Origin of the sequence: Streptomyces viridifaciens (genome assembly GCF_001888885.2) — a bacterium.
Taxonomy (GTDB): domain Bacteria; phylum Actinomycetota; class Actinomycetes; order Streptomycetales; family Streptomycetaceae; genus Kitasatospora; species Kitasatospora aureofaciens.
Genome location: NZ_CP090841.1, coordinates 6,633,295 through 6,657,723 on the forward strand (window position 1 = coordinate 6,633,295; position 24,429 = coordinate 6,657,723).

The following is a 24,429-nucleotide window of genomic DNA, read 5'->3' on the forward strand; positions in this document are numbered from 1 at the left end:
CGGCGATGAATGAGGTGGACATCGCGGTCGTCGGCGGCGGCATCATCGGCTGCCTGACCGCGCGCGAACTGCTCGCCCGTCGCCCGGAGCGGACGGTGGCGGTGCTGGACCGGGACTCGGTCGGCTCCGGCGCCAGCCGCCGCTCGGCCGGCCTGCACTTCCCGCGCGGCGCGACCGGCCGGGTGCGCGGCATGGCCGCCTACAGCCAGCAGTACTACGCCGAACTGTCCTCGCACCGACCGGAACTGCCGATCCACCAGGTCGGCATGGACGTGGTCGGCGCGGAGCAGACGGTGCGCCGGAGCTACCTGGCCAGTGCCCGGCCGACCCCGGCCACCGCGGGCGTCTGGCAGGTCGAGGGCGGCCAGTACGCGGACGTGTCGGGTCTGACCGGTCGGCTCGCCAGCGAGCTGCGCGGCGGCGCGGTGGTGCACGAGGGCACCGGGGTCACCGCGATCGGGCTCGACCCCGAGCGGATCACCCTGGCGCTGAGCAGCGGCGGCGAACTGACGGCAGGTCAGGTGGTGCTGGCGCCCGGGCCGTGGATCGCGGCCCCCGCCTGGCGCGAGCTGGTCGCTCCGTTGGGGGTGCGGGTGAAGAAGGTGGTCGCGCTGCACATCGACCTGGTGCCCGCACCGACCGACCGGGTGGTCGTCTTCCAGGCGGAGGACGCCTTCCTGCTCCCGCTGCACGACCGCGGGCACTGGCTGTTCAGCTACACCTGCCAGGAGTGGGGCGTGGACCCCGACGCGCTGGGCGAGGGCCTGTCCGACCAGGACCTCGGCGACGCGCTGGCGGTGCTGCGCGCCGTGGCCCCCGAGTACGCGGCGCACTGCGCCTCCGGGCGGGTCTTCTGCGACGCCTACAGCGGCACCGGGGAGCCGATCGTCTGCCCGCTGCCCGCCGACCCGCGGGTGGTCTTCGCCGGCGCCGCCAACGGCTCCGGCTACCGGCTGGCCCCCGCGATCGCCGCGCAGGCCGCCGATCTGATCGACATTCCGTTCCTGACCAGTCCGACCAGGAGTCACGCATGATACTGAGCAGCTACGACGAGGGCGTGCTGCACGAGGCCTTCGGCATCGACATGAGCAGCATCGAGGGAATCGCGGGAAGCCAGGGCCCGGGCGCCGGCTGGGGCCGGGTGGCCCCGGGCGTCAGCTCCGAGCTGCACCGGCACGACGAGACCGAGTTCTTCGTGATCGTGGCCGGCCGCGGCGAGTTCGAGGTCGACGGGGAGCGCCATCCGGCGGTGCCGGGCACGGTGGCCCTGTTCGAGCCCTTCGAGACGCACGTGCTGCACAACACCGGCGCCGACGACCTGGTGTTCGTCACCCAGTACTGGCGCGACGCCGAGCGCGCGGCCCGGGCGGCCACCGCCCCCGCGGGCACCGGTTTCGGGGACCGGCCGGTCTTCGTCTTCTCCACTCCGCCCACCCCGAACGGGGACCTCCACCTGGGCCACCTCTCCGGCCCGTACCTGGGGGCCGACGCGTTCGTCCGGTTCCAGCGGATGAACGGCGCCCGCGCCTGGCACCTGACCGGCAGCGATGACTTCCAGAGCTACGTGGTCGGCGCGGCCGAGCGCGACGGGAACACCCCGGCCGGGACCGCCGCGCACTTCAGCGCGGAGATCGCTGCCACCCTGGAGCTGATGGACATCCCGCTGGACCAGTACACGGTGACCAACGCGGACGCCGAGTACCCGGACGGGCTCCGGGAGTTCTTCACCCGGCTGGTCGACTCCGGCACGGTCGCCCCCAAGGCCGCACCGGCCCTGTTCGACGGTGAGACCGGCGCCTACCTCTACGAGGTGGACGCCAAGGGCACCTGCCCGACCTGCGCCGCCGGGACCAGCGGCAACATCTGCGAGGAGTGCGGCGAGCCCAACCTGGTGGTCGACCTGGTCGCGCCGCGCTCGGCCCGCTCGCAGGCAGCGCCGCGGACCGGCACCGCGACCCGCTTCTCGCTGCCGCTGCACGAGTTCGAGGACGAGATCGCCGCGCACCACCGACTGGGCCGGGTCCCGGTCCGGCTGCGTGACCTCGCCCGGCGGCTGTTCGCCCGCCCGGAACTGGACATCCCGGTCAGTCACCCGGCCGACTGGGGCGTGCGCCCGGCCGAGGAGGCCGGCGCCGACCAGGTGATCTGGGTCTGGCCGGAGATGTCCTACGGCTTCCTGCACGGCATCCAGGCGCTCGGCCGCCGGCTGGACCAGGACTGGCGGGCCGCCGAGCCCGCCGCGGACTGGAAGATCGTCCACTTCTTCGGCTACGACAACAGCTTCTACCACGGCGTGCTCTACCCGGCGCTGTACCGGGTCGCGTACCCCGACTGGACGCCTGACATCGACTACCACGTCAACGAGTTCTACCTGCTGGAGGGCGCCAAGTTCTCCACCAGCCGGCGGCACGCGATCTGGGGCAAGGAGATCCTCGGCGCCGACACGGTCGACGCGGTGCGGTTCTTCCTCAGCCTGACCCGACCCGAGGGCCGGCGCACCAACTTCCGCCGCGAGGAGTACCAGAGGGTGCTGACCGAGACCCTGGTCGGCACCTGGGAGCACTGGCTGACCGACCTGGGCGCCCGGGTCCGCAAGGGGTACGACGGTGCGGCGCCGGACGCCGGCAACTGGACCCCGGAGCAGACCGCGTTCCTGGCCCGGCTCGGCGCCCGGCTGACCGCGGTGACCGGGGCGCTCGGCCAGGCCGGGTTCTCGCTCAACCAGGCCGCCGCCGAACTGGACGGCATCGTGCGTGACACGGTCCGGTTCGCCGAGCTGGAGAGCCTGACGGCGGACGACGCCCGCTGGCGGGCCGAGGCCCGCACCGCGGTGGCGCTGGAGCTGGCGGCCGCGAAGCTGCTGGCCCGGGTGGCGGCGCCGGTGATGCCGCGCTTCGCCGCCCGGCTGTCGGCCGCGCTGGGCCTGCCGGAGCCGGCGCACTGGCCGACCTCGGTCGAGCTGCTGGCGCCGGGCACCGAGGTCACCCTGGCGGACGCGGTGTTCTTCGCCGCCCCGGCCGCCGTGGCCGCCGAACCGCCCGAACACCTGGGCCTGCTCACCGACCTCGTCACCGAGGCGCTCCAGCTGGCCGAACGGCCGGCCGCCGACGCCACCCTGATCGATCTGGGCACCAGCTCGCTGCAGGCGGTCCAGCTGCAGTACCAGCTGCTCACCGCGCTGGACGTGGACGTGCTGGTGGACGAGCTGCTCGGCGAGCACGACCTGACCGCACTGGCCGGGCTGATCGGCGAGCGGGCGGCCACGGCGGTCGTGGAGGCGGCGGCATGAACGCCGAACTCGTCGAACTGGTCCATGACATCGAGGAGCGGGGCCTGTCCGTCTCGGTGACCGGTGGGGACCTTCGCCTGCAGGGCATGCGCGACCGGATGGACCCGGAACTGGTCGGCCGCATCAAGCGGTTGAAGGCCGAGCTGATCCAGCACCTGAGCGAGGCCACCCCGCACGAGAGCGGCAGCTTCCCGCTCACCCCGCTGCAGCACGCCTACCTGCTGGGCCGCGGCGGAGTGTTCGAGATCTCCACCGCCAGTCACGTCTACCACGAGATCGAGGGGCACTGGGACGTCGGCCGGCTGGAGACGGCGCTGAACGCGGTGATCGGCCGGCACGACGCGCTGCGGGCCCGGTTCACCGAGGACGGCCGCCAGGTGGTGGAGGCCTCGGTCGCCCCGGTGCTGATCGAGCGGCTGGACCTGCGCGGGCAGAGCCCCGAGCAGCAGCTGCGGACCCGGGCCGCGCTGCGGGAGCAGCGCTCGCACCGGGTGCTGCCCGCCGACCGCGCGCCGCTGCTGGCGGTGGAGGTGACCGAGCTCTCCGACCGGGCGATGGTGCTGCACGTCAGCCACGACGGCCTGGTGATGGACGGGATCAGCTCCTTCCTGTTCTTCCGCGAGTGGTGGCGGGCCTACCAGGGCGAGTCGGCCGCCGAGGGCACCGGACTGGCGCTGGAGGACTACGTCTCGGCGCTGGCGGCGGCGGCGGTCAAGGCGCCCGCGGCCCGCTCCCGGGCCTACTGGGCGGGCCGGCTGGACCAGTTGGCGGCCCACCCCGACCTGCCGGTGGCGGCGAGCCCGGCCGCGATCACCCGGCCGCGGTTCGTCCAGCGCCAGGTGCGGCTGGACGCCGCACAGTGGGCCGCGTTCAAGCGCCGGGCGGCGGGAGAGGGGCTCACCCCGTCCGGCGCGCTGCTGGCCGCCTACGGCGAGGTGCTCTCCCGCTGGGGCGCCGGCGAGCGGTTCACCGTGACCACCACGGTGGCCAACCGCCCGCCGGTGCACCACCGGATCGCCGAGGCCGTCGGCCAGTTCTCCGACACCCTGCTGGTGGAGATCGAGGTCGACCGCGGCAAGCCGTTCGCGGCCCGGGCCCAGGCGCTCCAGCGGCGGCTGCGCACCGACCTGGACCACCGGCACCAGTCCGGCATCGAGGTGCTGCGCGAGCTGGGCCGGCGGCGCGGCAGCGCCGAGGCGCGGATGCCGTTCACCTTCAACAGCGCGATCGGCTACACCGAGGAGGTGGACGGCTCGGCGTTCGAACTGTTCGGTCCGGAGGTGTTCAGCGTCAGCCAGACCCCGCAGATCTGGCTGAACGCCTTCGCGATGGAGCAGCACCAGAGCCTGGTGATCCAGCTCGACGGGCTGGACGAGCTGTTCCCGGCCGGCCTGCTGGAGGCCCTGACCCAGGGCTACCAGTCCCTGCTGGAGCAGCTGCTGGAGGAGCGGAGCTGGGCCCGCACCGGCTTCGACCTGCTCCCCGGCGACCAGCTGCGGCGCCGGTGGGAGGCCAACGACACCGCCGTGGAGCTGCCCGAGGTGCTGCTCCAGGACGCCTTCACCAAGCGGGCGACCAGCTGCCCGGACAACCCCGCCCTGATCACCTCCCAGCTCCGGATGAGCTACGGCGAACTGCACCGCCGTGCGGCGCTGACCGCCGCCTGGCTGCGCTCGCACGGAGTCGGGCGCAACGAGCTGGTGGGCCTGGTGATGCGGCGCGGGCCGGAGCAGATCATCGGCATCCTGGCCACGGTGCTGGCCGGGGCCGCCTACCTGCCGGTGGACGCCGCACTGCCCGAGGAGCGCCGCCGGTACATGCTGGCCGACGGCGAGGTCCGCTGCGTGCTGACCAACGTGGCCGACGCCGACCGGGACGGCCGCGCCGTCCTGCGGCTGGACGCCACCGCCCCGGCGCCGACCGGTGCGCCCGCGCTGCTCGAACCGCTGGCCGGTGCCGACCCGGACGACCTGGCCTACGTTCTCTACACCTCCGGCACCACCGGCGCGCCCAAGGGCGTGATGGTCACCCACCGCAACGTGGCCAACGTGGTGGCCGACTGCTACACCCGGTTCGGCATCCACCAGGACGACCGGTTCTTCGCGATCAGCGCCTTCAACTTCGACCTGTCGGTCTGGGACGTGTTCGGCGCGCTGACCGCGGGCGCCGCGCTGGTGATGCCGGACGCCGACCGGGCGGTCGACCCCGCGCACTGGCTGCGGATGTGCGAGTCGGGCGGGGTGACGGTGTGGAACTCGGTGCCCGCCATCGTCGGCCTGATGCACGACCAGGCGCTGGCCGAGGGCACGGCGCCGCCGGCCCTGCGGCTGGTGATGATGAGCGGGGACCGGCTGCCGCCGGCGCTGCCGGCGGCGCTGCGCCGACTGGTACCGGGCCTGGAGGTGGTCTCGCTCGGCGGACCGACCGAGACCACGGTCTGGAACATCCTGCACCCGGTCGAGGAGTGGGAGGACGGCTCCGAGTCCATCCCCTACGGCCGTCCGAACGCCAACAACCGCGCCTACGTGCTGGACGCGGACGGCCAGGACGCGCCGGACTGGGTGACCGGCGAGATCTGCGGCGCCGGCACCGGTGTGGCCAGGGGCTACTGGCGCAACGAGGAGCGCACCGCCGAGAAGTTCGGCTACGACGAGCGGCTGGGCGAGCGGCTCTACCGGACCGGCGACCTGGGCCGCTACCTGCCCAGCGGCGAGATCCAGATCCTGGGCCGCAGCGACTTCCAGATCAAGGTCAACGGCTACCGGATCGAGGCCGGCGAGGTGGAGACCAGGCTGGCCGCGCTGCCGGCGGTGCGGCAGGCCGTGGTGGTCCGCCAGGAGGGCAGCCGCGGCGACCGGCTGGTGGCCCACCTGGTGCCCGCCGCCGCCGACCGGCCCGATGTGCTGGCCATCCGTCAGGAGCTGCGGGAGGCGCTGCCCGAGTACATGGTGCCGGCCGCCGTGGTGTGGCACGAGGAGCTGCCGCTGACCCGCAACGGCAAGGTGGACCGGGGCGAGCTGATCCGCCGGGCGCCGGCGGCCGAGCCGGCCGAGCAGGCGGCCGCGCCGGTGGCCGACGACGGCGAGGCCGGGCCGACCGAGACCGAACTGACCCGAATCTGGGCGCAGATCCTGCACCGGCCGGTGGTCGGGCCGCACGACAACCTCTACGCACTGGGCGGCGACTCGATCAGCGCCGCGCGGATCCTCACCGCGGTGCGCAAGCGGTTCGGCGTGGGCATCCAACTGGGCCAGCTGGCAGCGCTGGAGACGGTGCGACTGATGGCCGCGCACGTGGACGCGGTCGTGGCGGCGAAGGAGGCGCAGCGGTGATCGTCAACCGGATCACGGCGAACGCGCCGACCGGCGGGCGGATCTCGTTCGCCAGGCTGGACGGCACCGAGACCCTGGAGCTGGTGGAACTGCACCGCCGGGCCGGGCGGTTGGCGGGCGCGCTGGCCGAACTGGGAATCGGTCCGGGCGACCGGATCGGGATCCTGGCGGCCAACAGCCCGCAGTGGGTGCTGCTGGACCTGGCGGCGCTCTGGCTGGGCGCCGAGACGGCCGGCTTCGAGCCCGGCAAGTTCGAGCCCGACCAGCAGCTGGTCAGCCGGTACGGACTGCGGCTGCTGTTCACCGACCGCCCGGCCGAGGCCGCCGGCGTGCTGCCGCTGGCCGAGGTGGACCGGCTGGTGGAGAAGGCCGACTCGGCACCCGAACCGGTGGTCTGGGAGCCCGACCGGGTGACCACCGTCAAGTTCACCTCCGGCAGCACCGGCGAGCCCAAGGGCCTGGGCGCCACGGCCGCTTCGATCGACAGCTCGCTGCGCGCGGTCCAGGACATGTTCCACCACCGGCCGGGCGACGACCTGTTCGTCTTCCTGCCGCTGTCGCTGCTGCAGCAGCGGTACTGGATCTACTCCGCGCTGCGGCACGGCCACGACGTGACCGTCTCCACCTACGAGGCCGCCTTCGCCACCCTGCGGCGGGCCCGGCCGACCGTGGTGATGGGCGTGCCGGCCTTCTTCGAGACCGCCCGTCGGCACATCGGGGCGCGGGCGGCCCGGTCGGGAAAGCCGGTCGGCGAGCAGGCCGTGCAGCTCTTCGGCGACCGGATCCGCTACCTGTGGACCGGCTCCGCCCCGGCGGCCCCCGCGACGCTGCGCTTCTTCAACGAGGCCGGACTGCCGATCTTCGAGGGCTACGGCCTGAACGAGACCTGCATCGTGGCCAAGAACCACCCCGGCGCCTCCCGCGAGGGCAGCGTCGGCCGGGTGGTGCCCGGCAAGGAGGTGCTGCTGGACGCCGACGGCGTGATCAGCGTGCGCAGCGACCACCCCGTCAACGACCACTACGCCTACGCCGCCCCCGGCGACAGCGAGAAGGTCTTCCGGCCCGGCGGCATCGTCCGCACCGGCGACCTCGGCCTGATCGACCAGGACGGCTACCTCTACATCCTCGGCCGCGCGGACGACGTGATCGTGCTGGAGAACGGCAAGAAGATCGTGGTCCGGCCGATCGAGGAGCGGCTGGCCTCCGGGCCCGCCATCACCGAGGCGGTGCTGTTCTGTCCGCGGCAGACCGAGTTGGTCGCCGTGGTCCGCCCCGCGCACTACCCGCCCGACGAGGCCGTGATCGCCGACGCGCTCGCCGACGCCAACGCGGCGCTCGGCAAGGACGAGCGGATCGCCCGGGCGATCGTCGCCCGTGAGCCGTTCACCGTCGAGAACGGCCTGCTCACCTCGCAGTTCAAACCCCGGCGCCCGCAGATCCGGGCCGCCTACGCAGCTGACCTCGCCAACCCCCAGGAGGGTATCCATGCACGCTGAGACCGAGACCGCGGCCCGGGAGAACCTGGTGCTGGTGCTGACCAGTCCGGTCGAGCCGGAGGAGGTCGACCCCGACGCCGACCTGGCTGCCCGCTACGGCCTGACCTCGCTCAACAAGGTGCTCTTCCTCACCTCGCTGTGCGACGAGACCGGCACCGAGCTGTCCCGCTTCACCGAGCACGACCTGGCCCGGATGACCACGCTGCGCAAGGTCGTCGACGCCGTCGCCCCGTCGACCATCGAGGCGGTGTGACCATGGGAACCTGGGCCGTTCACGCACCGGTGGTGCTGGAGAACGAGTTCGTGCGGCTGAGCCCGCTGACCGCCGCCGACCGGGACGGGCTGCGCACGATCGCGCTGGCGCCGGACATCTGGCGGTACTTCGTCACCCGGATCGATACCCCGGAGGACTACGAGGCCTTCTTCGACGCCACCCTGGCGGACCACCAGGCATGCCGGCGGGCGGTGTTCGTGATCACCGACAAGCGGACCGGGCGGGTGGCCGGCTCGATGAGCTTCGGCAACATGGCCGAGGCCGACGGGCGCCTGGAGATCGGCTGGTCCTGGCTGGGCCTGGACTTCCAGGGCCGGGGGGTCAACCGCTGGGCCAAGTACCTGCTGCTGCGGCACGCCTTCGAGAACCTGGGCGCCCTGCGGGTGGAGTTCAAGACCGACGAGCTGAACAAGCAGGCACGGCGCGGACTGCTGAACATCGGCGCCCGCGAGGAGGGGACGCTGCGCAGCTTCAACCCGATGCCGGACGGCCGGCGGCGCAACGCCGTCTTCTACAGCGTGCTGCGCGACGAATGGCCCGAGGTGCGCGAGCAGTTGGCCCGCGGCCCCCGGGTGGTCCGACAGGAGGGGGCATGACCGGGCGACTGCTGCTGGAGGGCACCGCGTTCGAGCGCGGGGAGCAGCACGGGCGGTCACTGGCCGGTGAGCTGCGCGCCTTCCTGGACGACGGGCTGGCCCGGCTCAACCACCTGACGGCCACCCCGCTGACCCTGGACGGGCTGCGGCCGCGGATCGACGCCTACCGGGCGGCGGTCGAGGCCGCAACCCCGGACCTGGCCGCCGAGGTCGAGGGCCTGGCCGCCGGGGCCGGGCTGAGCCCCGCCGAGGCCTGGCTGCTCCAGCTGCGGCGGGAGATCATGGGCTACCAGAAGGTGCCGACGGCCGGCGACTGCACCACCTACGCACGGGCCGGCGGTCGGTACACCGGGCACCCGGTGCTGGCCCAGACCGTGGACCTGAACGGCAATCTGGACGACGCGATCAGCGTGCTGGACGTGGCGCCGGCCGGGTCCGCCCGGCGCTCGCTGGTGCTCTCCTTCGCCGGACTGCTCGGGTACCTCGGGCTGAACAGCGACGGGCTGGCGATCGGGATCAACCTGGTGCTCGGCGGGGACTGGCGGCCCGGGCTCCCCCCGTACCTGGCGATCCGCCACCTGCTGGACACTGCGGACAGCGTGACGCGGGCGCTGGAGCTGCTGCGCGGGATGCGGCTGGCCAGCTCCCGCTCGCTGACCCTGTGCGACCGGGAGCGGGCCGTCTGCGTCGAGGTCCTGGGCGACGAGCTGCGGGTGCGGGAGGGGTACCAGACCGCGCACACCAACCACTTCCTGGACCCGGACCTGGCGCGCGGCGACGAGCTGAACGTGTTCGCCCGCAACTCCTCGGTGCGCCGCCTCAAGGAAGCCGAGGCCGGGCTCGCCGAGCTCGACCCGGCGGCCGGGCCGGAGGAGCACTTCGCACTGCTGTCCAGGCCGCCGATCTGCGTGCCCGACGAGGGCGACATCCGGCGCGAGCGCACGGTCGCCGCCGTGGTGCTGCTGCCCGGGCGCGGGGAACTGCACCTGCGACCCGGTGACCCCTCCCGATCGGCCACGCAGGTCTTCGGCCTGCGGCCGACGTGACGGCCCCGGGCGCAGGGGTGGAGGCCTGGCTCGCCGACCTGGCGGCCGACGCCGAGCCCCTGTCGCCGGCGCACTACGAGGTGGACCTGACCGAGGAGGAGCGCCGCCGGGCGGCCGGTTACCTGAACGGCGAGGACGCCCGGCTCTTCCTGCGGTCCCGACTGGTCGTCCGGCGGCTGCTGGCCGCGCGGCTGGGGGAGGCCCCGGGAGCGGTGCGGCTGGCGCGGACCAGGGGCGGCAAGCCCTACCTGCCGGACCATCCGGAGCTGAAGGTGAGCTGGTCGCGCTCGGAGGACCTGCTGCTGCTCGGCATCTCGGACCGAGGGGCGCTGGGGGTGGACCTGGAGCGGATCCGGCTCATCCCGTCCGCCACCCAGGTGCTCGCCTCGCTCTACCCGGCCCTGCCCCCGCAGGCCGACGGGGCCGGACCGGAGTTCTTCTTCTCCGCCTGGACCCTGCTGGAGGCCGCTGTGAAGGCCACCGGTCGGGGGCTGGCCCAGGGGGTGGGGGACGTGACCCTCTCCTTCCCCGCGCGCGGCGGCGCCGCCCTGCTGGGGATCGCCCGGACCGGGGGCGAGCCGTGGGCGGCGAGCACGGCGCTGCTGGAGGCGCCGGCGACGACGGACGCCCGGCTGATGGCCTCATTCGTGACGCGGGGTCAGCTCGGTCGGATCTGGCTGCGGCGGTGGCCGCCGGAGGGGAGTGCGGGAGATGGCTGAGTCGGCGGTGCTGCACGCGGTGGTCCCACTGCTGACGGTGCAGCGGTTGCGCGAGCGCCTGGCCCCGGTGGCCGACGACCCGCGGTTCACGGTCGTCGTGCGGGACGGCTGGGACGGGCCCCAGGCGTGGGTCGGCTGTCCGGCCGGTCCGGGAGTTGCGGGGGAGGTGGAGCGGGTGCTGCGCGTTCCCGGTGGCGGTGCTGCCGGGGCGGTGCCTGTGGCGGGCGAGGTGCCCACGGCCGGGGCGCGGGCGGTCACGTTGACCGGGCCGTTCCCGGCCGCGGCGGGGCTCGCGGTCGAGGACGCGGCCGTGCTCGCCCTGGCCGGCTGGCAGGAACTGCTGCGGCGCCGTCCGGAGCAGGACCGGAGCCGCTACTCCTTCGCCCTGCACGCGGAGCCGGTGCTCCCCGACGGGTGGCTGCTCCAGTCCTGGGTCAACCCCGCGTTCGGTCCGGTGCAGTTCACGGTCCGGTCCGGGTCACGGCTGGCGGTCAGCTCGCCGGGCCGGGTCGGGCGCGAGGAGCTGACCGTGCTGCTCGCGGAGTGGACCCTGCTGGTGGCCCGGGCCGGTGCGCCCGGCTAGCCCGGCCCCCGGTGGCGGGGGCGAGGCCGTCCCGACGGCCTGCGCCCCCTCACCGGCCCGCTGCCCGGTCGCCGTCGGCGGTCGCCGTCTCCCCGGCGCCGTCGGCGTGGTCGGTCGGCGGCACGGCTGCCCGCCCGTCGCCCAGGTGATGTCCTGCTACCGGACGCTGGCGGGCCTGGAGACGCAACTCGCCGCAACCCCGGGCCGGCGCCCCGCCCCGGTCCGGCGTCGGGACGGGGCACCACGGCATCCGGACCGGCCCCCGGGACCCGCCGGGGGACCCGTCGGGGCCGGATCAGTGCCCGACCGCCACCTTGGCCGCCACGATGCACAGGCCCAGAAGGAGGTTCACCACGCCCTCGACGGCCGCCTGGCCGGTGGAGGCGCCGGCCCGACGGGCGCCCAGGGTCGCCCAGCCCACCTGCTGCGCCACGGCGACGCCGACGGCCAGCCAGGCGCTGTCGCCCGTCCCGAGCCAGGGGCTGACCAACACCGCCAGGGCCGGGAGCGCCGAGGCCTCGACGAGCGGCCACTCCTCCCGGCCGACCTCCCGCACCCGGTGCCACCCGACCCGGCGGCCGACCTCGCGCTCTCCCGCCAGGTGCGCGTAGACGTGGGCGACCCAGAAGACCAGCCCGTTGACCACCAGCAGCAGGATGAGCGACAGCCGCGGACGGGTTTCGTGCACTCCGGAGGCCGCGATCACGGAGGCGGCCAGCATCGAACCGTAGACCGCTCCGGCGTAGTCCGTCCGGTCGGCGGTTCCCTCCGGGGCCGGCCCGCGCGCGGTGGGAGGACGGCTGTCGGGCATGGACACGATGCGCCTCCTCCCGTCCCCGGCCGGGGACGACCGTCGAACCCGCTCAGCCCATGATCACCCGTTCCCCGGCGCGCCGCCTCCCCTCCGGCAGGTGAGCGGGCCCCGTCGCCGCCCGCTCACCGCGGACGAGTACCGGCGCGCAAAGGAGCTCGTCCTCACCTGACGCGCCCCTCGACAGCGCCCCCCGGCCCGGTGGCCCCCCGACCGCCGGGCCGTACGGTAGACGCCTTTTCGAGCAGGATCCGCACCGTTCGAATCTTCCCCTTGGCTGCCCGGCACCGGTCACCTCACTGATCGGCGAGCCCCTGTTGCCGTGGCCGATGGGCCGCTGGGGTGATGTGCGGCGACATGGTCGTCAATGTGGTCGTGAATGGTTTGCGGAGCCGTTACCCGCACCGCATGATCGGCCGTGTTCGGTCTTCCTCGATCTCGGGCAGTCGGTGCGGTCTCCCGTGCGCCCGCTTCCGGCCGGGCGCACGGGAGCCACGGTCCAGGTCAGAGAGGGACGGCATGTCGCAACGCTTCGGCAGGACTCGCTGGAAGCGCTTCGCCGTCGTCCTGCTGCCGTCTCTCGCGGCCACCGCGGCCCTCGTGGCCGGGATGGCCGAGAACGCGCTCGCCGCGTCCTTCCTCATCTCCGGCGAGGAGTTCAAGGTCTCCGCCGAGGAGCTCCATGGCGAAGGCTTCAGCCTGTACGGCACGGTGGACCTCACCCGCGAGCACGACCCGGTGCCGGTCATGGTGACGGGGTTCGAGTCCGCCACGATCCACGGGCTCTGCCAGTCGGCAGTCTTCCCGATCCCGGTGCTCGGCACCTTCACGCTGCGGCTCACCGGTGACAAGCGAGCGGCCACCGCGAAGGGGTTCTTCATCGACGCGAAGCACTTGGCGGCCGACCAGTCGAGCTCCCACCACCTCGACATCGGGGTCGCCGCCGGAGCGCTCACCAAGGGCGAAATCAGCCAGGGCGATCGGGACTCGCGCTTCTTCAACCCCAACAGCCCCGCACAGCAGGCCAGTTCGATCAACCTGACCGACGTGCGGGTGACCGCGGTCGCGGTAGCGGCCGGCAGCTTCGATGTTCCCGGTCTGGGTGTTTCGCTGGTGCGCGGCCGGGACGAGTGCTTCTGACCTGCCGATCCGGTACCCCGATGTCCCGTCTCAATCCCATCGACCGCACAGGGAGTCGCCACGTGTGGAACAGAACCACGGCCCCGTGGTCCCAGCCGCGCGAGGCGATCGCCACAGCCCGACGGGAGTTCCGCGTCTGGCGCGGCACCCGCCCCTTCTGGGCCGGCCTGCTGACGTTCAGCGGCGGCCTGCCGATCCTCTACTTCCCCTTCCCCTATGCCCACCTCAGCCCGGGCGGTCTCGGCCTGGCGCTCTCCACCACCGCGGGCGCGGGCTCACTCCTCATCGGGTGCCTGCTGATCACGCTGGGTGTCATGCTCTGGCTCCAGCAGCAGGTGCGGATCTTCGCCGGGGTCGCCGCGATCCTGCTCGCACTGCTCTCCGTGCCGGTCGCCAACTTCGGCGGCTTCTTCCTGGGGCTGCTGCCCGGGCTCATCGGCGGCTCGCTTGCCTGCGCCTGGGCACCACCGGACAACGGCGGCCCGGTGGAGCCGGAGATTCCGGAGTGAACCGCGACAGGGCCCGTGCCACGCGGATCGCGCGGGCGCGGGCCCTTTCGGGTCATCCCAGTGGTCCCTGTCCGGCCCCCGGGGTGAGGGGGAGGATGGTCAAGGTCTCGGGTGCGGTGCTGGCGGCCGAGGGGTGGCTCAGTACCAGTGGTGGGTCTGCCAGAAGGCCCAGGCGGCGTTGGGGCTGCCGTAGCGGGTGTTCATGTAGTCCAGCGTCCACTTGATCTGGGTGGCGGGGTTGGTCTTCCAGTCGGCGCCGGCGGAGGCCATCTTGGAGGCCGGCAGGGCCTGGCCCAGTCCGTAGGAGCCCGAGCTCGGGTTGGTCGCGGTCACGTTCCAGCCGGACTCGTGGGAGACGATCTGGCTGAAGGAGGCCAGCTGGTCCGCGGGGACGATCTGGGCGGCGATGGCCTGCGGGGAGGCGTCCGCGGCCGAGGCCATGGTGGGGACCGCGGCGGCACCCAGGGCGGTCAGACCGGCGGCGCCGGCGAGGATTGCGGCAGAGGTACGCATACGCAGCTTGAAAGTGGGCATATAGAGCAAGACCTCAATCGGGTTGGGCCGAGTCACCCCCCGTTTTGGACCGTGGCCGGACAGGGGCCATAACGGTCGCGGGGAGTGACTTGGCGGTAGGCCGCTCACCGGCGGGACAGGTGCCGGTGTGGCGATGCAGCAATTGTTGCCAGGTGGGATCGGTTTTCGACAAGCCCCCCCTTGCTACGATCCGCTGTCGTATCCGGCGCTTCCGTCGGCGCTGGTTCTCGGGGCGGCTCGTGCGGTCGGCGACGGTGCTGAGCTGGGCAAATGCCGCGGTCGGGGGTGGCGGGTGGCGCCTGGGGCGACCACTATCGCCCGTCGTGGACCTGTTCAGGTGTGAGCAGGGTCACGGTTTATGTCGGGGTTTGTCCCATTTATCCGCTACTGACCGAGTCGCCGTCCGTGCTCTGTGTGCAGACGATCAGCCCGGGGCTGAGACCGGCGTCACGCTCCCGCCGTACGGGTACCGGATCGCCGACCGCCAGGGGCGGAGGTGTCGCGGGCGACGGAGGGGCATCGCGCCGGTTCGCCGCCGACCTGCCAGTCCCTCGGTGTCATGCTGTAGGCGGCACGGAAGGCGCGGCTGAAATGGCTGGAGTTGGCGAAGCCCCAGCGGCGGGCGATCCCCGCCACCCCGAGTTCCGCGGCCACCGGGCGGAGGAGGTCCCGGCTGCACCGCTCCAGCCGCTGGGTCCGGATCCACCCGCCGACCGTGGTGCCCTCGCGTTGGAAGAGCTTGTGGAGGAAGCGGACCGACATGAAGTTCGCCTCCGCGATCGTGGACGGCGACAGGTCCGGATCACGGAGGTTGCGCAGGATGTGCGCCTTGACCCGCTCCAGCGAGGCCGCGCTCCGCGGGGCCTGCGGCCGGGAGCGTCGGGACCGGTCGTCGACCAGCAGCGCCAGCAGGTCGAGCGCGGTCGCTGCGGCCCGACGGCCGGCGGCCTCGTCCAGCACCTCCGCCTCGCGCGCCAAACGCGAGAGGTAGGTCGCCACCAGCGCGGCGCTGCCTTCGGTCCCGCTGAACGGGGTCGCGGTCAGCGCCCGCAGGTCCCGCTCCGAGACGTCCAGCGCCGCGCGGGGGAAGTGGAAGGACGCGAAGACGAACCCCTCCTCCATCTTCTTCCGGAAGACCCGGGAGGTGTCGGTGATGGGGAGCTCGCCCGGCCGGACGACCGACTCCCTGCCGTCCTGCTCCTTGAGCGCGGTGCCACGCTCCTGCAGACTGAGGATCAGTGACGGGTGGCCACCGTCGGCGATCATGCGCCGACTGCGCGTCACCACCTGCGGGGCTGCCTGGACCTTCGTTATCCGCACCGGGCCGAGCTGGTGGCAGACGATCGCCCCGGGCGAAGGCACCTCCTCCAGGAGGTCCACCACAATCGGCACGAAGGCGTGGGACGCCGCCTCGTGCCAGCTCGCCGCCCGGTCGGAGGCGGACAGTCGCGCGGTGGAGAGAGATACGGGCACCGGGTTCCTCTCGGGTCGGTCGGCCGGCGGTGGTCCCGTCCACCGCTGCGCCTTCCGGGTCACCATGCCAGCGGGCCCGGGGCGGGACATCGCGTGAACCCACTAGATCGGGGTGACCCTCACTTGACGGCCGCACCCGTGGCGGCGCTGGTGACGTGGCGCTGGGCGACCACGAGCAGGACGGCGGCGGGCAGCGATGCCAGGACGGTGGTGGCCATCACGGCGTTCCACTGGTTGGTGTGGGCGCCCAGGTACCGGTAGACGCCCAGGGTGATCGGCCGGACGGTGTCCGTGGTGGTCAGGGTGAGGGCGAAGAGGAAGTCGCTCCAGGCGAAGAGGAAGGTGAAGACGCCGGCCGTGATCAACGCGTTCCGGCTCAACGGGAGTACCACGGAACGGAAGACGCGCAGTCGGCCCGCGCCGTCCACCCGCGCGGCCTCGATGATCTCCTCGGGGATGCCCCGCATGAACGAGTGCAGGATGACGATCGCGAAGGGGACGCCGGCGGTGGAGTCGGCGAGGACCAGCCCCAGGTGGGAGTTCAGGAGCCCCAGGTCGTTGTAGGCGCCGTAGAGTGCGTCGGCCACCACGATGCTCGGCACCGTCTGGGTGGTCAGGATGCCGAGGAGTACGACGTTGGTGCCGCGTAGGCGGAACCGGGCCAGCGCGTGCGCGGCCGGCGCGGCGAGTGCCAGGCTGAGCGCCGCGCTGCCGAGGGCCACCACGAGGCTGGTGACGAGGTTGTGTCCCTGGTCGCGCAGCGCGGTGGCGTACCCGCTGAAGTCCGGGTGGAGCGGGAACCACCCTCCGCCCAGGGTGTTGCCGGCCGGCTGGAGGGAGGCGTTCACCATCCAGTAGACGGGGAACAGCATCAGTGCGAGCACGACGGTCCCGACGAGGGCGGACAGCAGGCCGCCGCGGCCGGGTGAGCGCTTCACGGGATCGCCTCTCAGACGGTCCGGGCGCGTCGGTCGGCGCGCAGATAGAGGACGGCGAACACCAGCGACAGGACGATGAGCAGGTTGCCCATCGCGGCGCCGCGCCCGAAGTCGAACTGCCGGAAGGACAGTTCGTAGGACTGGGTGGCGATGGTCCCGGTGGCGTCGGCCGGTCCTCCGCCCGTGACCACCAGGATGATGTCCAGCACCTTGACGGTGTAGACCGCGCCCAGCACGAGCACCACGCTCACCACCGGCCGCAGCAGTGGCCAGGTGATGTGGCGGAACGAGGCCAGCGAGCCGGCGCCGTCCAGCTTCGCCGCCTCGTAGAGGTGCGGGGGGATGTCCTGCAGACCGCCGTACAGGATCGCGGTGTTGAAGGGGACGCCGACCCAGACGTTGACCAGGACCACTGACAGCAGCGCCTGGGAGGTGCCGGTGAGCCAAGGGACGCCGGACGACGAGAGGTGGAGGCCGCGCAGCACCGCGTTGACGACGCCGGTGTCGGGGTCGAGCATCCACTTCCAGGTGGTTCCGGAGGCGACCAGCGGCAGCAGCCACGGCAGCAGCAGGAGCGATCGCAGCACGCCGCCGAGCGGGAAGCGGCGCCGGAAGAACAGGGCGAGGGCCAGGCCGACGGCGAACTGTCCCAGGACCGAGCCGACCGTGAACACGGCCGTGGTCAGCAGGGTTCGGGGGAAACGGCTCGACGAGAGGATCGCCGCGTAGTTCCGCAGCCCGACGAACGGGGCGTCACCGGTGTAGAAGGTCGTGACGGTGTACCGCTGAAAACTCATCACGACGTTCTCGACGACCGGGTAGCCGAAGAACAGCAGCAGGTACGCGGCGGCGGGCGCGATGAACAGCCACCGTGCCCATCGCTCCCCGTGCCGAACCGGCACCGGGTCAGTGGCCGGTCGCGGTCTGCTGCGCATGGCTGAGGGCTTCCTCCGGTGTCTGCTCACCCGTCAGCGCGGACTGGATCGCGGTGTAGATCCCCGTCGCCGCCTTGGGCCACTCGGTGCCGAGCTCGCTGGTACGGGCGCGCGCCGCCGCCACGCTCCGGGCGAAGGCGGCCGTCGACGGGTTCTCCTCGGCGTGCTGGGCGGCCACCGAGGTACGGGAGGGCACGGTGTGGTGCTCCTGGGCCAGGGTGAGCATGTTCGAGGGGGAGTTCAGACAGGAGAGGACCCGGGCCGCCTTCTCCTGCCGGGCCTTGGAAGGGTTCTGCGGGACCGCCCACACCTCGCCGCCGAGCGGGGTCACCGGGCTCTGTCCCAGCCGGGGGACGGGCACGGGGGCCACTCCCCAGTGCAGGTTCGCGTCCTTCTCCAGGGCCGGGATGCGCCACGGGCCGTTGATCATCATGGCCGTCCGTCCGGCGACGAACTGGTCGTGGACGTCGGCCTGCGTCCAGTTCAGCACCGACTTCGACATGGATCCGCTCTTCACCAGGTCGACCCAGAGCTGGAGCGCCTGCGCGGCCTGGGGGGTGTCCAACTGCCGCTCGTCACCGCCGTTGGACCACAGGAAGGGCAGGAACTGCCAGGTGCCCTCGAAGGTGGCGTTCGCGTCGACCGCCATGCCGTAGCGCCCGGGACGGGTCAACGCGGCCGCGGCCGCCTTCAGTTCGTCCCAGGTCCTCGGGACGGCGACGCCGGCCTCGGCGAGCATGTCCTTGTTGTAGATCAGGGCGACGGTGCTGACGTTGGGGGCCAGTCCGTACACCCTGCCCTGGTAGGTGCCCGCCGACACGATGCCCTGGGCGAAACCGTCGGCGTCGATGCCGTATCCGTCCAGCGGGGTCAGCGCGCCGGTCCGGGCGATCTGCTGCAGATCGGGGTTGTCGAGCATCAGCAGGTCGGGGAGGGTTCGCGAGGACGCCTGCTGCAGGACCTTGGGGATCAGGGACGCCCCCGGGACGCTCGTCTGCTCGACCCGCACCCCGACCGTCCGGCCGCACGCGGTGAGCAGGTCGCCCCACTGGGTGTGTTCGGATTCGTCGGTGTAGTAGTCGAGCGCGGTGATGGCGGTGACCTCGCCCCCGGCCGCCCCGGAACCGGCGTTGTGACCGCACCCGGTGGCGGCCGGCACCAGGAGGAGGATCCCGGTCAGGAGGGCGGCGATCCGCCGAGCCGACGATCTGGCCGGTGAGGTCATGCTGGTGCCTTTGCCGGGTGACGGGGTGACGGGGTGACGGGGTGACTGGTGACGGGGACGGGTCGTGCGAAACGGGGCGGACTGCGGGGGCGCCGTTCACCGGACCAGCCGGACCCTTCCGTTCGAACGCATATTAAACACCCCCGAAAGTGCCCATGGCGTGCCGGGTGGCCTCCCGGATCATCGCCACCACGGCGTCGGGCCGCGACAGCGGGACGGCGTGCGAGGCGTCCAGCACGTACTCGGTGGCCGCCATGCGCTGGGCCATGAAGCGCTGGGCGGCGGGGTTGAGCATCCGGTCGGCGGTCGCGATGGCGTACCAGGACGGCTTGGACGCCCAGGCCGGCGAACCCGATCTGTCGGTCAGCGCGCCGCAGGCGATCGGGCGTTGTGCCGCGGACAGCGCCTGCTCGACCGCCGGTGGCAGGTCGTCGGCGTACACCTGTCGGAACCGTTCCGCACGGATGTACACCTCGCTGTCGGGGCCGGAGGGGAAGGCCGTGGTGATGGTGGCGTCGGCCAGCGGGGAGGGGGCGAAGCGATTGGTGATGTCCAGCACGCACTCGCCCGCATCGAGGCCGAACGCGGCGACGTAGCACAGGGCCACCACCTGGTCGGCGTCACCGGCCGCGTGGGTGATCACCGCGCCGCCGTAGCCGTGGCCGACCAGGACGACGGGGGTGTCGAGGTCTCGCACCAGGCTCCTGACGCACGCGGCGTCATGCTCCAGGCCGCGCAGCGGGTTCGCCGGGGCGTGCACCGCCACTCCGGCGGCGTGCAGCAGGTCGACGACCCCCGCCCAGGACGAGGCGTCGGTGAACGCGCCGTGCACCAGTACGACGGTCGGCGGAACGGGGGAGGGGCTGTGCATGCCGATCACCTTCGACTGGGCGGGGCGGGCGATGACCCAGCCAATCGTGTCCGGCCGTGGCGGGGCATCGCGTGAACGTACCAACGTGCCCCGCTCAGCCCTCGGGCAGGGAGGCGACCAGGTTGGCGAGCTGGACCCGGGAGCCGATCGACAGCTTGCGGAAGACGGACGTCAGATGGGTGTTGACGGTGTGCGGGGACACCACGAGCACATCGGCGGCCGAGCGGTTGGTGTGGCCCTGGGCGATGAGGCGCGCGACCTTCTCCTCCGAGGCGGTGAGGGCACCCCAGCCCTGGACGGGGCGCTGCACGGTCGCGGCCCGCCGGCCGCCGGCCCCGGTGCTCTCCATGGCGTGTTGGACGCGTGCCGCCTCGGCGTGGGCGCCCGCCCCGGCGAACGTGCCGTGCGCGTGGGCCAGCACGGTCGCTGCCGGGCCGGGCCGCCCCGCGGCCAGCAGGGCCAGGCCGAGATCGGCGTGGGCGGCGGCCCGGGTCAGCGGGCGGGGGCTCGCCTCGAGCAGTTCCACGGCGTGTCCGAGCACGGCGGGGTCGTTCCGCACGAGCCCGCGCGCCTGCGCCGCGACGCCCGTGGCGGTCGGCACGGACGGGTTGCGTCCGGCGTGGGCCTCGGCCTGCGCGGCCAGGTCCTCGGCGAGCCGCCGCTCCCCGCCGCGCAGGGACATCCGGACCGCGGCGTCGACCCAGTCGCGCAGCAGCCGCCACCGCATGAAGGGCCCCTGCTGCTGCACCCGGCGGATCCGGTCGACGGCGAGTGCGACGTCCCCGTCGGCCTCGGCGTGGACGGCCTCCAGGAAGCGCACCGCGGCCGTGTTGCCCGGGTTCGGTTTGACGGCCAGTCGTTCCCGGGCGGCGAGCAGGTGCTCCCGGGCCGCCTCCCGGTCGCCGCGCAGCAGGGCGATCCGGGAGCGGATCACCCGACCGTTCAGCTGCTGGACGGACACCCGCACCTCGTCCTCCAGACGTTCCATGGTCACGAAGTCGGCCTCGGCGTCGTCGAGCCGGCCGAGCCCCAGGTCGTGCTGGCCCTGGGCCCACAGCAGCATGGCCTGACGCACCGCCCCGCCCCGCTCCGCCGCCCGCAGGAGCAGGCGCTCGGCGGAGGCGAAGTCGTCCACGTGCAGGTGCGCGACGACCTCCTCGGGGAGGAAGGCGGAGTCGATGGCGCTGAGCGCGGCGAAGCGCTCCAGCGCGACCGCGTTCTCCCCCGCGTTCAGCGCGGTCTCGCCCAGTCCGGACAGGGCCAGCACATGGGCCTCCCGGTCGCCGATGTCGGTGGCGGTCCGCAGTGCGGTCTCGCCGGCCTCCCGGGCCGCGGCCAGGTCACGGCCCCGGGACAGGGCCAGCGCGCGCAGGGCGGCCAGCCGGGCGCAGATCTCCGGGGCGGAGCCGCCCGCGGCGAGCGCGGCCTCGGCCCGGCGGCGCAGCTCGTCGGTGAGGTCCATGGTCCACAGCGCCCCGCCCAGGGCTGACTGCAACCGGCCGAAGGTCTCCAGCGGCGGCCGGCCGGCCAACAGCCGGTCGCCGGTCTCCAGCGCCTCGCTGTTGCGGCCGGCCCGGGTCAGGCAGAGGATCGTCTGCTCGCCCACCTCGAACTTCAACTGTCCTGACGATGGCGACAGTTCGAGGGCTCGCAGCATCAGGTCGGCCGCCGGCCCCGGGGTGACCGCCAGCACCTCGTCGGCGACTCGCCGGAGCAGTGTCACAGCCTCCTCGTCCCCGGGTACGGCACCCCGGAGGATGTGCGGCACCGCGTCGATCGGCTGCCGGCCCGCGGAGACCAGGCGGCGGGCGGCCTCGCGGTGCAGGGCCTTCCGGGCCGACGGCGGGATGTCGGCGTAGACCGCCTGGCGCAGCAAGTCGTGCCGGAAGACCAGCTGGTCGCCGTCGTCGTCCAGGAGCCCGGCGCGGACGGCCTCCTCGAGCGCGGGGAACAGGGCGGCGGCCGGGCGGTCGCAGAGCGCGGCGGCGTCCTCGAAGCCGAACCGGCGGCCCAGCACCGCGCCCATCTGGAGGAAGCGCAGCGTGCCGGGCTGCAGGGACCGGAGCCTGCCGCGCACGCCGACCACGAGCCGGGAGGGCACGGTCTCCTGCGAGGCGTCGGCGGTCCGCAGTCCGGCCAGCATCTCGATCGCCAGGAACGGGTTCCCGCCGGCGCCGTCGAGCAGGTCCCGCACCCATGCGTCGACCGCCGGTCCGAGCGTGTCGTCGGCCAGTTGACCGATGGCCGCGCCGGACAGCGGGCCCAGGGACACCGTGACCGTCGGAAGGTTCCCGGTGGCCGCCGCCACGATCTCCTCCGCCGGGCCGGCCGGCTCCCGGCGCCCGGTCAGCATCCACAGGACCGGCGAGGTCCGCAGGCGGGTCGGCAGCTGCTGCAGGGCGAAGCGGCTCAGCGCGTCGGCCCACTGCACGTCGTCCAGGCCGATCAGCACCGGCGTGTCGGTGGCCCTGGCCTCGATCGCCTCCGCCAGGCGCTCCACCAGCCAGATCCGCTGGTCATGGTTGCGGGCGAGATCGGCGAGGTCGTCGCCGGACAGCAGCGGCCGGTCGCCGTGCAGGACGCTGGCCGCCAACGACGAGAGCGGCACGATGCGGTGCAGCTCATCGGCCTTGCCGAGGCCCACGGAGAAGCCCGCCGCACCGGCCCGGGACGCGGCCTCGGCCAGCAGGGTGGTCTTGCCGATGCCCGGTTCCCCCTGGATCAGGGCCAGCCCCCCGCTCCCGGTGCGGGCCACCGAGGCGATCAGCGCCTGGAGCTCTGCGAGCTCGGCCTCCCGGCCGCGCAGGCCACGATGGGACAGCGGACCGCCTGACCCTGCCATTCGAGCTTCTTCCCGTCCGCCCACGCCTGCCGAAGCCGGGCTCCGTCCGTGCCGCTGTTCCCGGCTCCAGAGGGTACGCCGTGGGTGGTCGGCCGCTTCACCGGAGGTGGCGCCGGTCCGGCTGTCACGTGGCAGGTGCGGGGTGGCCGGATCCGGACGCCGCCGGCGCCGGCCGGCCGCTGCGGTCCCTCCCGGAGGAGATCGCGGGAGAACTGCCAGACGCCTGCTTCGGGGCGGCGGATCCGCCGCCCACGCCAGGGAGGGGGTTGGCGGGGATGTTCCGGTGGTGCACGGCGACGTGACGGCCCGTGCACCTTCCCGCCAGCGGGCTCGGCCGGGAAGCGGGCTCGCCCCGGCCGTGCCCCTGGTCGGGAGCGGCGCGGTCAGGTGGTCTCGCCGCTCGTCGCAGCTTCGGCGCCGGTGGACCGAACTTCATTGCCGTGCAAGCTCGTTGATCTTCCGGGAAACGTGTCGGCGGGACCTTCTCCGAGGAGTGGATGCCGCGCGGGATGAGCGCCGTCCGGGTCGGGCGGAGCCGCCGGAACCTCGGCTTGTTGAAGTTTGTCCAGTCGTTCCACTCCTTGTATGAATGGCGCCGGAAGGACTTCCCCTCCTGAACGCCCCGTTGCCGGTGGCTCACCGCCCAGCCGTGCGGCGAGCCACCCTCGCCAGCATCCGCACAGCACCACTTCCAACCGGTCGGAGCCTCCCGTGAACCAGTCGGGTCCCTCACCCGTGTCCGAAACCCCCGCGCCCGAAGTCGCGGTCCACCAGCTTGACCAGGCCACCCACGATGGCGGCAACGGCTGCATCGACGTCCTCTCCCCGCCGCCCGGAACCGATCCCGAGGACTGCCTCCACGTCGCCCTGCACGTCCACGGCGCGGCCTCCGTCCGGCGCGGCGGGGCCAGCACCGTGCTGGCCCCGGGGGACCTGTTGATCGGTACCACCCCGCATCCGGCGGGCCTGCTGCAGGACTCCGAGTGCCGGATGCTCCGCTTCCGCGTCCCCTGCTTCTACCTCGGTGTCCGGCACGACGACGTCCGGCGTGCGGGCGGGCTGCTGGCCCGGGGGAACGAGGGAATCGGCTCGCTCGCCTCCCAGTTCCTCCGCACGCTCGCCGCCCAGGCGCGGGCCCACCGGGCCCGGCCGGGCAACCACCTCGCGCGCAGCGTCTCCGACATCGTCGCCATTCTGGTGACCGAGCTGCTCGACCGGGAGAACCCGGAACACCCCACCGGCGCGGCCGAGTTGCTGTCCCGGATCCGCGCCCACATCGAGGAGAACCTCGCCGACCCGGACCTCTCGCCCGAATCGATCGCCCGCTCGCAGCACATCTCGGTGCGCTATCTCCACAAGCTCTTCCAGCAGGACGGGACGACCGTGGGCCAGTGGGTGCGGCGACGCCGGCTGGACGCCTGCCGCCGGGAGCTGGAGCGCCCGTCCCGTCGGCAGAGCAGTGTGTCCGCCGTCGCGCACCGCTGGGGCTTCGTCAGCCACTCCCACTTCAGCCGGGCGTTCCGCGAGGCCTTCGGCGTCTCGCCCCGCGAGTGGCAGGCCTACGCCACCCGGACCGAGGGCCACAACCCTGCCTCCTGATTCCTCCCGTCGGCGGCGCCGAGCCGAGCCCGGTGGTGCTGTTCCTGCCAGGTCTGGGCTGGTCGCTCGGGGACGCCGCCTGGGCTCCGGCCGGCGGGCGTCCCGGTGGTGGCGACGCGCTACCAGGGGGTGTCGCGCGGCTTCCTGCTGCTCGGCGCACGCTGCCCCACCGGCACGACCCGGGCCGCGCTGCCGCAGGTCGGCCACCGTGCACACG

The 24,429-nt window shown here is 73.2% G+C and carries 21 protein-coding genes; 12 read left to right on the forward strand and 9 right to left on the reverse strand.

The features are described from left to right. The first annotated feature begins 5 nt into the window (after window positions 1-5). From BOQ63_RS36830 to BOQ63_RS36870, 9 genes are read left to right on the forward strand one after another with little or no spacing between them, the layout of a single operon-like run. A complete protein-coding gene (locus BOQ63_RS36830) occupies window positions 6-1,034 on the forward strand; it encodes an NAD(P)/FAD-dependent oxidoreductase (RefSeq protein ID WP_030279068.1) in 1,029 nt (342 codons plus the stop codon). Beyond that, the gene (locus BOQ63_RS36835) at window positions 1,031-3,289 is read left to right on the forward strand and encodes a class I tRNA ligase family protein (RefSeq protein ID WP_030279065.1); all 2,259 of its coding nucleotides are present in this window, start codon (window positions 1,031-1,033) and stop codon (window positions 3,287-3,289) included. Before BOQ63_RS36830 ends, BOQ63_RS36835 begins: the two co-directional genes overlap by 4 nt. Continuing rightward, entirely contained in the window at window positions 3,286-6,621 is a 3,336-nt protein-coding gene (locus tag BOQ63_RS36840; protein WP_072655722.1) for a non-ribosomal peptide synthetase, read from the forward strand. Before BOQ63_RS36835 ends, BOQ63_RS36840 begins: the two co-directional genes overlap by 4 nt. After that, window positions 6,618-8,117, forward strand: coding sequence for an AMP-binding protein (locus BOQ63_RS36845; protein WP_223886141.1), 1,500 nt, complete (start codon window positions 6,618-6,620; stop codon window positions 8,115-8,117). Before BOQ63_RS36840 ends, BOQ63_RS36845 begins: the two co-directional genes overlap by 4 nt. Beyond that, window positions 8,107-8,370 (forward strand): phosphopantetheine-binding protein, encoded by a 264-nt coding sequence (locus BOQ63_RS36850; RefSeq protein ID WP_030279059.1) that lies wholly within the window; start codon window positions 8,107-8,109, stop codon window positions 8,368-8,370. The genes BOQ63_RS36845 and BOQ63_RS36850 overlap by 11 nt, the downstream gene beginning before the upstream one ends. Before the next feature lie 2 nt (window positions 8,371-8,372). Continuing rightward, entirely contained in the window at window positions 8,373-8,987 is a 615-nt protein-coding gene (locus tag BOQ63_RS36855; RefSeq protein WP_030279057.1) for a GNAT family N-acetyltransferase, read from the forward strand. Further along, window positions 8,984-10,033, forward strand: a complete 1,050-nt coding sequence (locus tag BOQ63_RS36860; protein WP_030279055.1) for a C45 family autoproteolytic acyltransferase/hydrolase — start codon at window positions 8,984-8,986, stop codon at window positions 10,031-10,033. The genes BOQ63_RS36855 and BOQ63_RS36860 overlap by 4 nt, the downstream gene beginning before the upstream one ends. Beyond that, window positions 10,030-10,752 carry a 4'-phosphopantetheinyl transferase family protein gene (locus BOQ63_RS36865; RefSeq protein ID WP_157846514.1) on the forward strand — a complete coding sequence of 241 codons (723 nt, stop codon included), beginning with the start codon at window positions 10,030-10,032 and terminating at the stop codon, window positions 10,750-10,752. The genes BOQ63_RS36860 and BOQ63_RS36865 overlap by 4 nt, the downstream gene beginning before the upstream one ends. Further along, window positions 10,745-11,335, forward strand: coding sequence for a hypothetical protein (locus BOQ63_RS36870; RefSeq protein WP_143174843.1), 591 nt, complete (start codon window positions 10,745-10,747; stop codon window positions 11,333-11,335). Before BOQ63_RS36865 ends, BOQ63_RS36870 begins: the two co-directional genes overlap by 8 nt. Before the next feature lie 295 nt (window positions 11,336-11,630). On the opposite strand, the gene BOQ63_RS36875 is transcribed toward BOQ63_RS36870, so the two are convergent. Further along, window positions 11,631-12,146, reverse strand: coding sequence for a hypothetical protein (locus BOQ63_RS36875; RefSeq protein WP_030557419.1), 516 nt, complete (start codon window positions 12,144-12,146; stop codon window positions 11,631-11,633). A 519-nt stretch (window positions 12,147-12,665) separates the two neighbouring features. On the opposite strand from BOQ63_RS36875, the gene BOQ63_RS36880 reads away from it, so the two are divergent. Next, the gene (locus tag BOQ63_RS36880; RefSeq protein WP_030279049.1) at window positions 12,666-13,286 is read left to right on the forward strand and encodes a DUF6230 family protein; all 621 of its coding nucleotides are present in this window, start codon (window positions 12,666-12,668) and stop codon (window positions 13,284-13,286) included. A 62-nt stretch (window positions 13,287-13,348) separates the two neighbouring features. After that, on the forward strand, window positions 13,349-13,795 hold the full coding sequence (locus BOQ63_RS36885; protein WP_050366961.1) for a DUF6114 domain-containing protein: 447 nt from the start codon (window positions 13,349-13,351) through the stop codon (window positions 13,793-13,795). A gap of 138 nt (window positions 13,796-13,933) precedes the next feature. On the opposite strand, the gene BOQ63_RS36890 is transcribed toward BOQ63_RS36885, so the two are convergent. The 8 genes from BOQ63_RS36890 to BOQ63_RS36925 all read right to left on the reverse strand — a co-directional run bounded on the left by BOQ63_RS36890 (window position 13,934) and on the right by BOQ63_RS36925 (window position 22,927). Then, window positions 13,934-14,329, reverse strand: a complete 396-nt coding sequence (locus BOQ63_RS36890; RefSeq protein ID WP_046386634.1) for an aggregation-promoting factor C-terminal-like domain-containing protein — start codon at window positions 14,327-14,329, stop codon at window positions 13,934-13,936. A 447-nt stretch (window positions 14,330-14,776) separates the two neighbouring features. After that, the gene (locus tag BOQ63_RS36895) at window positions 14,777-15,802 is read right to left on the reverse strand and encodes a helix-turn-helix domain-containing protein (RefSeq protein ID WP_072655724.1); all 1,026 of its coding nucleotides are present in this window, start codon (window positions 15,800-15,802) and stop codon (window positions 14,777-14,779) included. A 119-nt stretch (window positions 15,803-15,921) separates the two neighbouring features. Further along, window positions 15,922-16,740, reverse strand: coding sequence for a carbohydrate ABC transporter permease (locus BOQ63_RS36900; RefSeq protein WP_072655725.1), 819 nt, complete (start codon window positions 16,738-16,740; stop codon window positions 15,922-15,924). Between the two features lie 11 nt (window positions 16,741-16,751). After that, the gene (locus BOQ63_RS36905; RefSeq protein WP_046386633.1) at window positions 16,752-17,675 is read right to left on the reverse strand and encodes a carbohydrate ABC transporter permease; all 924 of its coding nucleotides are present in this window, start codon (window positions 17,673-17,675) and stop codon (window positions 16,752-16,754) included. After that, a complete protein-coding gene (locus BOQ63_RS36910) occupies window positions 17,647-18,900 on the reverse strand; it encodes an ABC transporter substrate-binding protein (protein WP_030279036.1) in 1,254 nt (417 codons plus the stop codon). The genes BOQ63_RS36905 and BOQ63_RS36910 overlap by 29 nt, the downstream gene beginning before the upstream one ends. Before the next feature lie 133 nt (window positions 18,901-19,033). Continuing rightward, a complete protein-coding gene (locus tag BOQ63_RS36915) occupies window positions 19,034-19,771 on the reverse strand; it encodes an alpha/beta fold hydrolase (protein WP_030557423.1) in 738 nt (245 codons plus the stop codon). 94 nt (window positions 19,772-19,865) lie between these two features. Further along, complete coding sequence (locus tag BOQ63_RS36920; RefSeq protein ID WP_030279031.1) at window positions 19,866-22,613, reverse strand: helix-turn-helix transcriptional regulator; 2,748 nt, start codon at window positions 22,611-22,613, stop codon at window positions 19,866-19,868. Continuing rightward, window positions 22,535-22,927, reverse strand: coding sequence for an SsgA family sporulation/cell division regulator (locus tag BOQ63_RS36925; RefSeq protein ID WP_107488589.1), 393 nt, complete (start codon window positions 22,925-22,927; stop codon window positions 22,535-22,537). Before BOQ63_RS36925 ends, BOQ63_RS36920 begins: the two co-directional genes overlap by 79 nt. A 421-nt stretch (window positions 22,928-23,348) precedes the next feature. On the opposite strand from BOQ63_RS36925, the gene BOQ63_RS36930 reads away from it, so the two are divergent. Continuing rightward, window positions 23,349-24,212, forward strand: coding sequence for a helix-turn-helix domain-containing protein (locus tag BOQ63_RS36930; RefSeq protein ID WP_063737952.1), 864 nt, complete (start codon window positions 23,349-23,351; stop codon window positions 24,210-24,212). Window positions 24,213-24,429: the final 217 nt, after the last annotated feature.